Origin of the sequence: Buchnera aphidicola (Sarucallis kahawaluokalani), from assembly GCF_005080725.1 — a bacterium.
Lineage (GTDB): Bacteria > Pseudomonadota > Gammaproteobacteria > Enterobacterales > Enterobacteriaceae > Buchnera_L > Buchnera_L aphidicola_AF.
This window is the reverse complement of record NZ_CP032999.1, coordinates 385,811-400,425: the sequence shown is the minus strand read 5'-3', so window position 1 is coordinate 400,425 and position 14,615 is coordinate 385,811. Positions and strand designations below refer to the sequence as shown.

General features: G+C 23.9%; 18 protein-coding genes and 3 tRNA genes. 12 read left to right on the top strand and 9 right to left on the bottom strand.

Translation table 11 applies throughout. The annotated features are described in order from the left end of the window. Window positions 1–60 precede the first annotated feature (60 nt). The 4 genes from rpsF (at window position 61) to dut (ending at window position 1,763) form a co-directional block, all read left to right on the top strand. Window positions 61–408, top strand: coding sequence for a 30S ribosomal protein S6 (rpsF, locus tag D9V78_RS01965; RefSeq protein ID WP_158350900.1), 348 nt, complete (start codon window positions 61–63; stop codon window positions 406–408). Between the two features lie 59 nt (window positions 409–467). Then, window positions 468–695, top strand: a complete 228-nt coding sequence (gene rpsR / locus D9V78_RS01960) for a 30S ribosomal protein S18 (RefSeq protein WP_158350898.1) — start codon at window positions 468–470, stop codon at window positions 693–695. Window positions 696–718: 23 nt separating this feature from the next. Further along, window positions 719–1,174, top strand: coding sequence for a 50S ribosomal protein L9 (rplI, locus tag D9V78_RS01955; protein ID WP_187306106.1), 456 nt, complete (start codon window positions 719–721; stop codon window positions 1,172–1,174). Between the two features lie 142 nt (window positions 1,175–1,316). After that, complete coding sequence (gene dut / locus D9V78_RS01950) at window positions 1,317–1,763, top strand: dUTP diphosphatase (protein ID WP_158350894.1); 447 nt, start codon at window positions 1,317–1,319, stop codon at window positions 1,761–1,763. Window positions 1,764–1,779: 16 nt separating this feature from the next. Here the strand turns inward: dut and pyrE are convergent, their stop codons facing one another. Beyond that, window positions 1,780–2,475: an orotate phosphoribosyltransferase gene (gene pyrE / locus D9V78_RS01945; protein WP_158350893.1), complete on the bottom strand. Its 696-nt coding sequence runs from the start codon at window positions 2,473–2,475 to the stop codon at window positions 1,780–1,782. Window positions 2,476–2,530: 55 nt separating this feature from the next. Next, window positions 2,531–2,602 (bottom strand) — tRNA-Ile (locus tag D9V78_RS01940). A gap of 98 nt (window positions 2,603–2,700) precedes the next feature. Here D9V78_RS01940 and D9V78_RS01935 point away from each other — a divergent pair. Both D9V78_RS01935 and sbcB read left to right on the top strand, forming a co-directional pair. Further along, a tRNA-Asn gene (locus D9V78_RS01935) sits at window positions 2,701–2,773 on the top strand. 53 nt (window positions 2,774–2,826) lie between these two features. Then, complete coding sequence (sbcB, locus tag D9V78_RS01930; RefSeq protein WP_187306105.1) at window positions 2,827–4,251, top strand: exodeoxyribonuclease I; 1,425 nt, start codon at window positions 2,827–2,829, stop codon at window positions 4,249–4,251. On the opposite strand, the gene D9V78_RS01925 is transcribed toward sbcB, so the two are convergent. Further along, entirely contained in the window at window positions 4,231–4,479 is a 249-nt protein-coding gene (locus D9V78_RS01925) for an oxidative damage protection protein (protein ID WP_158350889.1), read from the bottom strand. The genes sbcB and D9V78_RS01925 overlap by 21 nt on opposite strands. 14 nt (window positions 4,480–4,493) lie before the next feature. Beyond that, the gene (gene mutY / locus D9V78_RS01920) at window positions 4,494–5,540 is read right to left on the bottom strand and encodes an A/G-specific adenine glycosylase (protein ID WP_158350886.1); all 1,047 of its coding nucleotides are present in this window, start codon (window positions 5,538–5,540) and stop codon (window positions 4,494–4,496) included. A gap of 46 nt (window positions 5,541–5,586) precedes the next feature. On the opposite strand from mutY, the gene trmB reads away from it, so the two are divergent. Further along, window positions 5,587–6,375 carry a tRNA (guanosine(46)-N7)-methyltransferase TrmB gene (gene trmB / locus D9V78_RS01915; RefSeq protein WP_158350884.1) on the top strand — a complete coding sequence of 263 codons (789 nt, stop codon included), beginning with the start codon at window positions 5,587–5,589 and terminating at the stop codon, window positions 6,373–6,375. 9 nt (window positions 6,376–6,384) lie between these two features. On the opposite strand, the gene hemW is transcribed toward trmB, so the two are convergent. From hemW to dnaB, 4 genes are all read right to left on the bottom strand, one after another. Then, window positions 6,385–7,518: a radical SAM family heme chaperone HemW gene (hemW, locus tag D9V78_RS01910; protein WP_158350882.1), complete on the bottom strand. Its 1,134-nt coding sequence runs from the start codon at window positions 7,516–7,518 to the stop codon at window positions 6,385–6,387. A gap of 26 nt (window positions 7,519–7,544) precedes the next feature. Then, window positions 7,545–7,967: a Holliday junction resolvase RuvX gene (ruvX, locus tag D9V78_RS01905; protein ID WP_158350880.1), complete on the bottom strand. Its 423-nt coding sequence runs from the start codon at window positions 7,965–7,967 to the stop codon at window positions 7,545–7,547. Window positions 7,968–7,970: 3 nt separating this feature from the next. Beyond that, on the bottom strand, window positions 7,971–8,540 hold the full coding sequence (locus tag D9V78_RS01900) for a YqgE/AlgH family protein (protein ID WP_261978892.1): 570 nt from the start codon (window positions 8,538–8,540) through the stop codon (window positions 7,971–7,973). A gap of 170 nt (window positions 8,541–8,710) precedes the next feature. Further along, a complete protein-coding gene (gene dnaB / locus D9V78_RS01895) occupies window positions 8,711–10,075 on the bottom strand; it encodes a replicative DNA helicase (protein WP_158350875.1) in 1,365 nt (454 codons plus the stop codon). A 187-nt stretch (window positions 10,076–10,262) separates the two neighbouring features. Between dnaB and ssb the strand changes: the two genes are divergently transcribed. The 4 genes from ssb (at window position 10,263) to deoD (ending at window position 13,723) form a co-directional block, all read left to right on the top strand. Further along, window positions 10,263–10,760: a single-stranded DNA-binding protein gene (gene ssb / locus D9V78_RS01890; RefSeq protein ID WP_158350873.1), complete on the top strand. Its 498-nt coding sequence runs from the start codon at window positions 10,263–10,265 to the stop codon at window positions 10,758–10,760. A gap of 273 nt (window positions 10,761–11,033) precedes the next feature. Next, window positions 11,034–11,633, top strand: a complete 600-nt coding sequence (locus tag D9V78_RS01885; RefSeq protein ID WP_158350871.1) for a NifU family protein — start codon at window positions 11,034–11,036, stop codon at window positions 11,631–11,633. Window positions 11,634–11,714: 81 nt separating this feature from the next. Beyond that, on the top strand, window positions 11,715–12,938 hold the full coding sequence (locus tag D9V78_RS01880; RefSeq protein WP_158350869.1) for a phosphopentomutase: 1,224 nt from the start codon (window positions 11,715–11,717) through the stop codon (window positions 12,936–12,938). 77 nt (window positions 12,939–13,015) lie between these two features. Next, on the top strand, window positions 13,016–13,723 hold the full coding sequence (deoD, locus tag D9V78_RS01875; protein ID WP_187306104.1) for a purine-nucleoside phosphorylase: 708 nt from the start codon (window positions 13,016–13,018) through the stop codon (window positions 13,721–13,723). A gap of 40 nt (window positions 13,724–13,763) precedes the next feature. Here the strand turns inward: deoD and D9V78_RS01870 are convergent. Then, window positions 13,764–13,854 (bottom strand) — tRNA-Ser (locus D9V78_RS01870). 212 nt (window positions 13,855–14,066) lie between these two features. Between D9V78_RS01870 and aroK the strand changes: the two genes are divergently transcribed. Then, window positions 14,067–14,588 (top strand): shikimate kinase AroK, encoded by a 522-nt coding sequence (gene aroK, locus D9V78_RS01865; protein WP_158350867.1) that lies wholly within the window; start codon window positions 14,067–14,069, stop codon window positions 14,586–14,588. The last annotated feature ends 27 nt before the right edge of the window (window positions 14,589–14,615 follow it).

Genomic DNA, 14,615 nt, shown 5'->3' with positions numbered 1-14,615 from the left:
TTTTATTTTTTTTTTGAATGATTTAATGTCAAAATATTGTGCAAAAGGATTTTTAATTTTATGCGTCATTATGAAATTGTACTCATGATACATCCTGATCAAACATCGGAGCAGTTAATAAAAATTATTAATATTTATAAACAATTTATTTTAAAAAATAATGGTTTGATACATCGTTTTGAAGACTGGGGAAGAAGACAGTTAGCGTATTCTGTGAAGAAGTTACGTAAAGCATATTATATATTAATGAATATTGAGTTATCACCTCATAATATTGATCAATTTAAAAAAATACTTCGTTTTGATAATTTTGTTATTCGGAATTTAATTTTAAATGTAAAAAATAAAATTAATTCTATATCACCGATGTTAAAAATTAAAGATGAAAAAAAAGTAGTTAAGTTATAAGATGTTATTAATATGAAAAAAATTTTATAAATGTATTGATTTTTTTATACGGAGTGGTCATGGTTCGATATTTTCGAAGAAGAAAATTCTGTAGATTTACTGCAGAAAAAGTTGTTAAGATAGATTATAAAGATATTTTAACTTTAAAAAGTTATATCACAGAAAATAGCAAAATTGTTCCTAGTCGTATTACAGGTACTTGTTCAAAATATCAAAAACAATTATCTAAAGCAATTAAGTGTGCTAGATATCTTGCATTAATTCCTTATACAGATCAGCATCGATAATTTGACTATATTATAATATGAATATGAAAATTATTTTATTAAAAGATATTCCAGGATTAGGACAATTTGGACATACCGTTGTAGTAAAATCAGGATACGCTAGAAATTATCTTGTTCCATATGGTATGGCTACATTTGCAAATTTTGTTAATATTAAGGAGTTAGATCGTCAAGAAAAAGAGATACAATTACAAGAGCAAGTAGATATCCAAAATGCACAATTACGAATTTTAGAAATAAAAAAAATTACGCCTGTGTGTATATTTTCTCAAGCGAGATCGACAGGAAAGTTATTTGGATCTATTGGTGTAAAGGAAATATTACAAGCAATTAAAGAATTGGGTATATCTATAAAAAAAAACGAGTTAATTATATATGGTGGTTTGATTCGTAAAATAGGGAATTATAATATTGTTTTTCAGCCTTATAAAGATATTTCATGTTATATAACAATTAATATTATTTCTAAAAAATCGTAATTATATAGTTAACGATTCTATAAGTATTATCGATATGTATTTTAGTTATATTTTTAATAAAAAAGATGTATTATTTAAATAATACATCTTTATTTTTAAAAGTCTATTGATTTATAATTTATATTTTATGGTGAAATGATTTATGTGTATTATAGATATAAAAATTTTAGATAAAAGATTATCTGCTTCTTCTTTAAAATATTATACTGAAGGATCGTGTGGTTTAGATTTAAAAGCAATGGTATCTAAAAAAATAAAAATTTGTTCTAATCAAGTAATATTATTACCGTCTGGTATTGCAGTTTTTATTAAAAATCCATTAATTACTGCGATGATTGTTCCTCGTTCTGGTTTAGGTCATCATCATGGTATTATTTTAGGTAATACAATTGGTATAATCGATGCAGATTATCAAGGACAACTAATGATATCTATTTGGAATCGAGGGTTAAAAGATTTTTATATTTATCCAGGTGATAGAATTGCACAGTTAATATTTGTTCCAATTGTTAAACCGATTTTTAATATTGTGTCTGATTTTATACCGACTATACGAAATACTAATGGTTTTGGACATTCTGGTATATAAATATCATATACCATTTTTATGTATTTATTTTATTTGATGGCTTATACTGTTGATAATATTTAACTATTTTAGATAAATCTGTTGGATATATATTATGCTCAGTACAGTATTTAATTATATCTGTAATACTAATCATAGAGATTATTGGACAGTTATATTTTTTTTGTAATTCTTTTTTTGCAGTATATTTATTCGATGTTCCAAATTCTTCACGATCGAATAAAAAAAATATTCCTGAAATACTATTTTGATTTTTTAAAATGTTAATTATTTTATTAGATTTCTGAATGGTTTTTCCTGATGTAATTACATCATCTATAATAACAATTTTTTTTTTATTGTATTTTTTACCAATAATATATCCAATATCGCTATATTGTTTATATTCTTTTCGGTCAAAGAAGTAAGGTACTTCAAGATTATATTTGTTTTTTAAAGCTATTACTGTTGCTGTAGCTAATGGAATACCTTTATATGCTGGACCAAATATAACATCAATATGAACTTTAGATGCATAAATCATATCACTATATATTTCACCTATTTGTAATATATCTGCACCATTATAAAAACAATGTGAATTAAAAAAATATGGACTATAGCGATTTGATTTTAATTTAAATTGACCAAATTGTAAAGCTTGTTTTATAAAAATTAATTGAATGAACTTTTCTTTTTGGATTTTCATGTGTGATTGTTTTTTTTTATGCATTTATTTTATTATCAAGAAACAATTTATATATATATATATATATATAGAATTTTTTTGGCCCTTGCTGGATTCGAACCAGCGACCAAGCGATTATGAGTCGCGTGCTCTACCACTGAGCTAAAGGGCCGGTGCATTTTTTTATTTTACACAATATAATTATTATAGTATAATTATTTTTTTTTGACAAAATTTTTTTTACATGATAATATTATTATGTGTTAATAATCCTCTGTAGTTCAGTTGGTAGAACGGCGGACTGTTAATCCGTATGTCACTGGTTCGAGTCCAGTCGGGGGAGATAAAATACAACATATATTAAATTCAACAATTTTTGATATTGAATAATTTATCGTGTATAATTCATGTTCTAATTTTAGTTTTTTATTTTATGATTATGAAACTTTTGGGGTAAATCCATCGTTAGATAAAGTATCTCAATTTGCCTGTGTAAGAACTGATATAAACTTTAATATTCTTGGTAAGGAATATTATTTTTATTGCTCACTTCCAAATGATTATTTACCTCACCCTGAAGCAATTTTACTAACCGGTATTACTCCTCAATATGTTCAAAAGCATGGTTTAAATGAATTTTTTTTTTCTAGAAAAATTTTTAAAATTTTTAATAGTAGTCATACATGTATTATTGGATACAATAATTTGCAGTTTGATGATGAAATCACAAGAAATATTTTTTATCGTAATCTTTTAGACCCTTATTCTTGGAGTTGGAAAAATTTTAATTCTCGATGGGATTTAATATGTCTTGTAAGGGCATGTTACGTATTAATGCCTCATTGTATTATTTGGCCTAAAAATAAGTTTGGGTTTACTAGTTTCAAGTTAGAAGATTTAGCAAAAAGTAATAATATTAATCATTATGCTCATGATGCTTTATCCGATGTGTATACAACAATTGAAATTATTCGTTTTATCAAAAAAAAAAATCCAGAATTATTTAATTTTTTTTTTAAATATCGATTAAAAAAAAATATTAAAAAACTGATTGATATAAATATTTATCAACCAATGGTTTATATTTCACCTGTTATTGGTTGTTTTAGAAATTATACTACTTGTATTGTTCCGTTATTTTGGAATATGAATAATTATAATAGTATATTATTTTTTGATTTGTACATAGATGTTTCTTTGTTAATACATTATTTACGTGTGACTCAAATTAATGATATTACTATTACAGAATTAAATAATCTCGGTGTTAATTGGTTAAATATTAGCAAGTGTCCTCTTTTACTTCCAGTGAGTTTATTTACTCAAAAGAAATTGTTAAAATGCAGAATTAATTTACAAAACTGTTTACGCACAATAGATATTATAAAAAGAAATAACATATTTTTTGAAAAAATTATGCATGTTTTCAAAAATTATAGTTATAAAAATATTACGAATAATGTAGATTTACAGATATATAATTCTTTTTTTTCTCAGTACGAAAGAAATATTATGCATAAAATACATAGTATAAAGGTAGATCATTGGAAAAAATTTAAATTTAATTTTAATAATCATCAATTAGAAGAAATATTTTTTAGATTACGCGCACGTAATTTTCCAGAATTATTAAATAAATCGGAAAGTATAAAATGGAGTATACATCTTAAAAAAGTTTTTTCAATAGAGAACTTAGATAAATACTTTGCAAAATTACAAAAATTACTAAATCAATATCATTCTACAGATAAAGAGTATATTTTATTATCTGATTTAAAAAAATACGTTGACTCGTTGATTTCAAGATTTATCTTGAAATGATTTATGAAATAAAAAATTTATCATATGTTGTTCAACTTGTTTGATATGTTCTTGATTAGTCATATTAAGGTTGTTTTCATTAATAAAAATTGTTTGTTCTTTTATCCATTTTTTCCAACCTTTTTTTGAAATATTTTTATATATCTTTTTCCCTATTTTTCCAGGATAAAATTGTTCTTCAAAACCTTCTAGTATTTTTTGGTAGTGTTGACAAAATATTTTTTTCATATTATTGTATTTTATTAAAAATATGGATTGTGATAAAGATTTAATAATACATCTTTTATTGGTTTAGGTATACCTATTTTTATATTTTTTTTTAAATTATACCAAATATCATGTTTTTTTTTATAATTTTTTTTTTTTAATATAACATGAATTAATACCATTTTTAATGTGAAATGACTAAATTGATGTTTCATATAATAATATTTTTTATATTTTGTATTACTAATTTGATATTTATATAACCAATATTGCATTTCTTGTAAATTATAAAATTCAGGAAAACAAAATAAATTTTTCCAAATATTTTTTTTATTTCGGTATTCTAAAAAAATATATTTTTTATATTGTAATATGATATAAAAAAAACATTTTTTTTTATTTTTTTTTTTAATAAAATTTATGGATGGTATATTTTTTGCATATACATAAGATTTACATGAATTTTTAATTGGACAAATGCTACATTTTGGATTCTTATGAATACATATTATTGCACCTAAATCCATCATACCTTGATTGAATTTTTTAGTATTGTGAATAGGTGACATATAATTGATGATATTCCACAATATTTTTTCTTGTGTGTATTTATTTATGTTGTGTGTTTGTATTTGATAAAATCGTATTAATATACGTTTTACATTACTATCTAAGATTGGAAAAGAGTAATTATATGCAAAAGATAAAATTGCGTGTGCTGTTGTTTTTCCAATACCTGGTAGTTTGATTAAATCAATAAATTGTTTTGGGAAGTTATTATAATATTTACTATGTATAATTTGTGCAGTTTTATAAATATTACATGCTCGATGATAATAACCCAGTCCGCTCCATAAATATAGTACTTGATTTAGATTTGTTTGCGCTAAAGATTGTACATCTTTAAATATATGTATAAATTTTTTAAAATATGGTATAACAGTTATTACTTGTGTTTGTTGTAACATTATTTCTGATATCCAAATACGATATGGATCATTATTTTTTTGCCAGGGCAAATTATTTCGGCCGAATTGATGTTGCCAATTAATGATTATTTGAGAAAACTTCCAAGGTTGCATAATATAAGTATTTTGTATAATTATAATATAGTATTATATATTGTATATGTATTTTAGGATTAAGAATACATTTTTAAAAAAAGGCGATAAACCGTTTATGGAAAATATCCTGATTAAAAAATTTATTACACCTAAATATAATAAAGCAGGTACTTTTTTGCGTCAAATTCATAGTTTTAATAATCGTTATAGACCTTTAAATAAATATATTATAGAGATATTACAAAAAAATTGGTATACTATTGGTATTAGTTTTAAAAATCGGTTAATTGATTTAGATACAGAATTTCATAAAAAAAAACTACCTATAATTTTAGAAATTGGTTTTGGTTATGGAGAAAATCTACTTAATACGGCTATAAATTACCCAGAATATAATGTTTTAGGAATTGAGGTATATGTACCTGGTGTTAGTTTTTTAATAGAAAAAATTTATTTATTAAACATCAAGATTAATAATATAAAAATTATTGTACATGATGCTGTGGAAGTATTACAATCTATGATTCATGATCGTTCAATACATATAATACAATTATTTTTTCCTGATCCTTGGCCAAAAAGATGTCATCATAAAAGAAGAATACTACAATTAGAATTTATTCAATTAATTCAAAAAAAGCTTATTTATAATGGTATACTACATATAGTAACTGATTGTACATTATATGTACAGCATATTACAAATATTATTAGTAATATGAATAATGTTATTAATCTATCAAATATATTTAATTACGTATATTTTAAAAATATTGTACAAAATACTCGTTTTGGGAAAAAAGCAATTTTAAAAAAAAATAAAATTTTTCATTTAATTTTTCGATTTCAGTAATATCAATATTTACATAAATAACATAATTAGATTATTCAGAAAATTTTTTCCTTTTTGAGAAACATACCAATATTTCTTTGATTGGAAAATATATTTTTTCGATATTGCTTTTTGAATATTTTTACTAATATATTTTAAATTTAAGTTAGTATATAATTTAAAATTTTTTTTTTTAATTGGTTGAAATAATCGAAAAACATTCATGAAGTATTCAGTTGGTTTATCTATATCTTGAATTTTATGTATTTTTTCAACATATTTTTTTTGATTATTATAATATTGATAAATTTTTTTTTTTTTAGTGATACGTATAATATCTCCATTCTTTTGAGTTAATTTACCATGTGCGCCACATCCAATACCAATATAATCTCCAAACTTCCAATAATTTAAATTATGTAAACAAAAATTTTTTTTTTTTGTATATGAAGATATTTCGTATCTTAGGTAACCGGATGTTATAAGTAATTTATTTCCTTGATGATACATTTTCCAAATTTTATTTTCTTTAGGTAGATTTGGTGTTTGATAATAAAAAACAGTGTTTTTTTCTATACTTAATTGATACCAAGAAATATGATTTGGATTTATTGATATAGCTGCTTCTAAATCTGATAAACAATGTTGTAATGTTTGCTCTGGTAAGCCATACATTAAATCAATATTAAAATTTATGTTGGTGTATTTTTTTATTTCTTGTAGCATATTTATAGTTTTTTGCACAGAGTGAGTTCTACCAATAGATTGCAATATTTTTGTATTAAAACTTTGTACACCAAATGATATTCTATTAATACCACATGTTATATAATCTAATATTTTTTCAAGAGTAATATTTTCTGGATTTACTTCAATAGTAATTTCTATTTTTTTTGTTATGGATAATATTTTTTTTATTTTTTTTAAAAAATATTTCATTAAATCATTATGTATTACACTGGGCGTACCTCCACCTATAAAAATAGTATTAATTTTTCGATTGTGTATAACCTGTATATCATTTTTTAAATCTTGAATTAAATGTTTGATATATTTTTCTTGTGAATCAGATTGTAGTAGTTTATATGAATTAAAATCACAATATGGGCATTTTTTTATACACCATGGTATATGAATATATAAACTGAGTGGAGGTATAAACATTTTTACTTTCCCGGAAGTAAAGGGTTTTATATTTTTTTGAATTTTGTTTTTTGAAACCAGCTTTCTAATATTAATGCAGCTGATAAAGAATCAATATTTTTTTTTTTTAATTTTTTATATCCTCCGTTTGTATAAAGTATGGATTTTGCTTCTATGGTTGTTAATCTTTCATCATGTAATTGTACATCAATATGATATTTTTTTTTTAATAATTTAGAAAAAATGATGGTTTTTTGTGTCATTTTTTGTTTGGATCCGTCCATATGTAATGGATATCCTACTATAATTAATTTAGGCATCCAATATTTAATGAGATATGAAATTTTTTTCCAATCAGGAATACCTTTTATAACTTTAATGGAATTTAATGCATGTGCTGTGTATGTAATATTTTGACCAATAGCTGCACCAATATTTTTTGTACCAAAATCAAATGATAATATTAACATAATTTAAGAATGTCCAAAATAAATGGATAATTTATATATATCAATACCTATAATTTTAGATGCCTGTATCCATTTTTTTTTCATTGGTGTATTAAATAATATCGTTTGGTTAGCTGTTGTTGTTAACCAAAAATTGTTTAGTAATTCTTGTTCTAATTGGTTTTTATCCCATGTACAATATCCAAGAGCAACTAATACATTCATTGGTTGTTCAAGCATTGCAATAGATTCCAAAATGTCTCTAGAGGTTGTAATAACAATTTTTTCTGATATTCGAATACTAGAGTAAAATAATTGATTGGATGAATGTAATATAAATCCTCTTTCTTGAGCTTGGGGTCCACCCATAATAACTGCATCTTGAATTTTTGGTCCACATAGACAAGAAGATGTTTTAATGTTTAGTTTTTTTAAAAGGTGTTTTATTTTAAGTGTTTTTAATGGTTTATTTATTATAATACCCATTGCACCTTCTTTGTTATGTTCGCATATGTATATTACACTCTTTTTAAAAACAGGATTTTGTATACCCGGCATGGCAATTAAAAAATTATTTTGTAAAGTATTTTCCACGTAATATGCTCAATAATTAGTTGAATAATATATACTATTTTATATAAATTTATTTTTTATTAAATGAAAATTTTTTATATTTTATATTATACATTGCATGAATTCAATCAATAATTTGTATAGTATGAATGATTTTACTACCTTTCTATACATGTTTTATCTATTATTTTTTATATAAAATAATTATCAAATCGACATAAATTACCGTTAAAAATTAATTTCACCATACCAATTGGACCATTTCTTTGTTTTCCGATGATAATTTCTGCAATTCCTTTTGATGTAGTATGTTCATTATATAATTCATCTCTATAAATAAACATAATTAAATCTGCGTCTTGTTCTAAGGCTCCAGATTCTCTTAAGTCTGAATTAATAGGTCGTCTATCTGATCTTTGTTCTAATGATCTATTTAGTTGTGAAACAGCAATAATAGGTATATTAAGTTCTTTTGCTAAGGATTTTAATGTTCTAGAAATTTCAGATATCTCTAATGTTCTTTGTGTGGATAAATGTGGTACATGTATTAGTTGTAAATAATCAATCATGATTAAATTTAAACCTTTGCTTTTATATAATTTTTTTGCTTTGGAATGTATTTCGTTTGGTGTTAATTGCGAAGAGTCATCTATGTATATGTTGTTTTTATTCAAAAGAATATTAATTGTACTAGAAATACATGACCAGTCTTCATCGGTTAATTTTCCAGTTCGTAAATGATGTTGGTATACTCTTGAAAGGGAAGATAGCATGCGTAACATAATTTGTTCGCTAGGCATTTCTAAGCTAAAAATTAATACTGGTTTATGATATGTAATAGCAACATGTTCGCAAATGTTCATTGCTAAAGTTGTTTTTCCCATAGAGGGTCGTGCTGCAATAATCACTAATTCTGAATTTTGTAATCCTAATGTAATTTTATTAAGATCGATATATCCTGTATCTAGTCCAGTTAAATTATTTTCATTTGGAGAATTAATTATTTTTTCTATTGTAGTTATTGTTTTATCAAGAACAAATTTTATATCTTTAGGGTATTGATTTTTATTTATTATTTTTTGAGAAATATTTAATACATTACATTCTGCATAATCTAAAATTTCTGTACTTGTTTTTCCATTTGTATTATATCCCAGATTTGTAATATTAGTACCGATCGTAATTATTTCCCGTAATATTGCATATTCTTTAACTATTTTTGCATATGCTGTAATATTAGAAATACTGGGTGTATTTTTAATAATTTCTGATAAGTATGAAAATTTTCCTATTGTATCTAACCTGTTTTGTTTTTTTAGTGATGTGGATAAAGTTATTAAATCTATTGGGCAATTATTATTTATTAATTTTTGCATTGCATGAAAAATTATTTTATGTGGTATATTAAAAAAATCTTCTTCAGAAATATGCTGTGATATCATATCCCACTTTGTATTATCTAACATTAATCCGCCTAATATACATTGTTCTGCTTCTAAAGAATATGGAGGATTTTTTTTTATATTATGATTTTTTATTAAAATTTTTTTTTTCATTGATTTACATATTTTTTTATAAAATTTTATTTTTTATAAATTATTTATATTTATTATTTTTATTTAATTTTATTATATATTATATATTGTATATGCATGATATAATTTTTCGTAAAAAACATATTTTAATCAAAATATTTTATATATTTTTATTTTTTATATTATATTTTTATGCAAGGAATAAAAAATGGCGCGTGGTATTAATAAAGTGATTTTAATTGGTAATTTAGGAAAAGATCCTGAAATACGATATATGTCTAATGGAAATGCAATCACAAATATTACTTTAGCAACTTCAGAAAGTTGGAAGGATAAACATACAAATACAATGAAAGAAAAAACTGAATGGCATAAAATTGTATTTTTTGGAAAATTAGCTGAAATTGCAAATGAATATTTACGTAAAGGTTCTCAGGTTTATATTGAAGGCTCGTTACAAACTAGAAAATGGACAGATCAAAATGGTATTAATCGATATACAACTGAAGTGATAGTCAATATGAATGGTAAAATGCAAATGCTAGGTACTAAGTTAGTATCAGAAAAAAAAAATGATTTAAATACTGATCATATCTCCACTCATAAATCTTTAGAATCAGATAATAAAGTAAATGTAGATTTAAAAAATAAACTATTAGAGGAAGATATATCTAACGTAGAATTTGATGAAGAGTTACCATTTTAAATATATACCGTAGATATTCTATTGATCTATATAGATAGATACGAATTGTAATATGATAAAATTTATATATATATAGGATGTGATATATATATGTTATATATTTTTAAATTTTTTTGTATTATGATGTATATTGCTATAAGTGATATTTTTATTTTGCATTTTTTAATAAATTGATTTTATAATGATTTTTGTATGAATAAAAAAATTATTTTGGGGTATATTTATGATATTATATTAATATGATTTATTTTAACAAAATTGTATAGTCAGTATATGATTCATATTACTAAAAAAGCACAAAAATATTTAAAAAATTTATTATTACAACAAAATAAATATAAAAGCTTAAGAATATCCATAACATCTCCAGGTACAAAATTTGCTCAATGTAAAATTTCTTATGATACATGTCATCGAGTAAAAAATGAAGATATTGAATTAAAATATAATGGTTTTAATGTTTATATAGAAAAATTATTTTTACCCTATTTGCGTGATGCCCAAATTGATTTATTAGGTGATTTAATAAATCAGAAATTAATGTTATTAGCACCACATGCTATAAAAAATATTAATAGTGCCGATCATAACAAAAATACAATTCAGAAGGATTCTATATTCAGTAAAGTTCAAAACTTTATCGCATATAATATTAATCCAATGTTAAATATGCATGGTGGAAAAATTATTTTAATGGAGGTTACACAACAAGGATATGTTATGATACGATTCCTAGGTGGTTGTAATGGTTGTTCAATGTCAAAAGTTACTTTAAAAAAAGGGATTGAGGAAAAAATTTTAAAAAATTTTCCAAATTTAAAAGGTGTGCAAGATATTACACAACATCATCGTGGTTCACATTCTTTTGTATAAGATATCATATATATTATGTATGTTGAATATCTTAAATATTATAAAAATTTTTAATTATTAAAATATTATTAGGTATTGGATATGAAGCGAGTATTTCTCTTGGTATTAGATTCATTTGGGGTTGGTTATAGTTTTGATGCAGATAAATTTAACGATGTTGGTGCAAATACATTCGGACATATTGCAGAACATTGTTACTTTGGAAGAGCTAATTATAATAGGTTAGGTAATTTAAATATACCAAATTTAATTTCTTTAGGATTAGGTAATATTTATTATAAAATTAAAGGACATTTTCCTCTTGGGATTATGTCGCCAAAAAAAATTATTGGTAGTTACGGTTATGCAAGTGAAATCTCTACAGCAAAAGATACATCTTCAGGTCACTGGGAAATGACCGGTATACCAGTTTTGTTTCAATGGGATTATTTTCCATGTCAAAAAAATAGTTTTCCTCAAAAAATACTAGATCAAATTATTTTACAATTTAGATTACCTGGCATACTCGGTAATTGTCATGCTTCAGGTATAGAAGTGTTGAAGAATTTTGGTAAACAACATATTCAAACAAAACAACCTATTTTTTATACATCTGCTGATTCTGTTCTTCAAGTAGCCTGTCATGAGAAATATTTTGGTTTAAATAATTTATATAAATTGTGTTATGGTATTAGATCAATACTTGATCAATATAATTTGAACATTACTAGAGTGATTGCTCGTCCATTTTTAGGAGATAATCAATCTGATTTTATCCGTACAGGAAATCGTAAAGACTTTTCAAAACCACCACATGCAATAACAGTCTTGCAAAAATTAATAGAAGAGAAGAATGGTTATGTTATTGCGTTAGGAAAAATTTCAGATATTTTTGCTAACATTGGCATTACAAAATCTATTCATGCTGTAGGATTACGTGATCTTATTGATAAAACCATTCATCAGATTAAAATTTCTTTAGATTATACCATGGTTTTTGTCAATTTTGTTGATTTTGATTCTATATGGGGTCATAGAAGAGATGTTTCTGGATATGCTCATGGTTTAGAGTTGTTTGATAGACAGTTACCAAAAATTTTACATGCTTTACATGATGAGGATATATTAATTATTACAGCAGATCATGGGTGTGATCCAACTTTTCCAGGAACAGATCATACGAGAGAGTATGTACCAATATTATTATATAATAAATTGTTGCGAAGTAGTGATATAGGATATCGAAAAACATTTTCTGATATTGCACAAACTATTGCACAATATTTTTTATTGTCTTCAATGAAATATGGTGTGAGTATATTATAAAAATTTGATTCATTTTTATAATTTAAATAATTAGTTTTTATTTCTAATATATCTCTTTATGAAAGGTAATAAACATTATGATTACACCTCATATTAATGCTCAAAAAAATGAATTTTCTGATCGTGTTATTATGTCTGGTGACCCCAGACGTGTACAATATATTGCAAAAAATTTTTTAAAAGATATTACACAGGTGACTAATGTGCGTTCTATGCTAGGTTATACAGGGTATTATAAAAATATTTTAATTTCTGTTATGAGTCATGGTATGGGTATCCCATCAGCGGCAATTTATACTGAAGAACTTGTAAAGTTTTACGGTGTCAAGAAAATTATTAGAATAGGTACGTGTGGTACAACACAAGAAAATATTTTTTTGAAAGATATTTTGATTGCAATGGGAGCATGTACTGATTCAAATTTTAATCGTATCAAATTTAATAATTATGATTTTTCTGCAATTGCAAATTTTGAATTATTGTATCATTTAAAAAAATGTGCGTATAATATGGATATTAATGTACATATTGGTAATTTTTTTACTACAGATATTTTTTATGCACGTAATAATTTATTTATTGAATTATTAAATAGATATAAAATATTAGGAATAGATATGGAAACAGCAGGCATTTATAATGTCGCTGCTGAATATAATATACAAGCATTATCGGTATGCACTGTGTCGGATCATATAACATTAAAGCAAAAGTTAACTTCTGAAGAACGAGAACATGCTTTAACTAATATTATTAAACTTGCTTTAAATACAATTATATTGTAGTTATTTTAATATCGTATATTGGATGTATTTTTTTTATCGTTGGTGAGAAAGGGATTCGAACCCTTGATACGTTTGAAAAAACGTATACACGCTTTCCAGGCATGCTCCTTAATCCTCTCGGACATCTCACCATATTATTATTATACATAATATAAAATATAATCAAGTAATTTTATTTTTATATTATAATTTTTTATTTAAAATTTTATTTTTCGGATATAAAACATAATTTTATTTTGATGATTTTGGTAGTATTGTTTGTAGTGATTAAACATTTTTATTTCTTCTAATAGTTATAGATTACTATTAGATCTTTTAAAATTATATTATTAATATTAAAAATATGGTTGCAAAAAGAAATATTTTTTTAATTGGTCCTATGGGTGCTGGTAAAAGTACTGTTGGTTTACAATTGTCTAAAGAACTGGGTATGTCGTTTTATGATTCAGATAATGAAATTGAAAAACGTACTGGAGTAGATATTAGTTGGGTATTTGATGTTGAAGGAGAATCGGGTTTTAGATTACGTGAAGAGAAAGTGATTAATGAGTTAACTCAGATGCACAAAATTGTTTTAGCTACAGGAGGTGGTTCTATTTTATCAAAAAATATAAGAAATATTTTGGCTGCAAGAGGTACAATAATATATCTAAAAGTAGCAATTGAAAAGCAATTATTACGAACAAATCGATCGAAACATAGACCATTATTAAATACAGCAGAATCATCAGAGATGGTTTTAAAAAGATTAGCAAAAATCAGAAATCCTTTATATGATGAAATATCTGATATTACAATTAATACGAATAACAAACATGCAAGATCTATTGTAAGTTATATTATCCAAACTTTAACAAAAATTTAAATAACATTTTATTTTTTTGAGACCGAA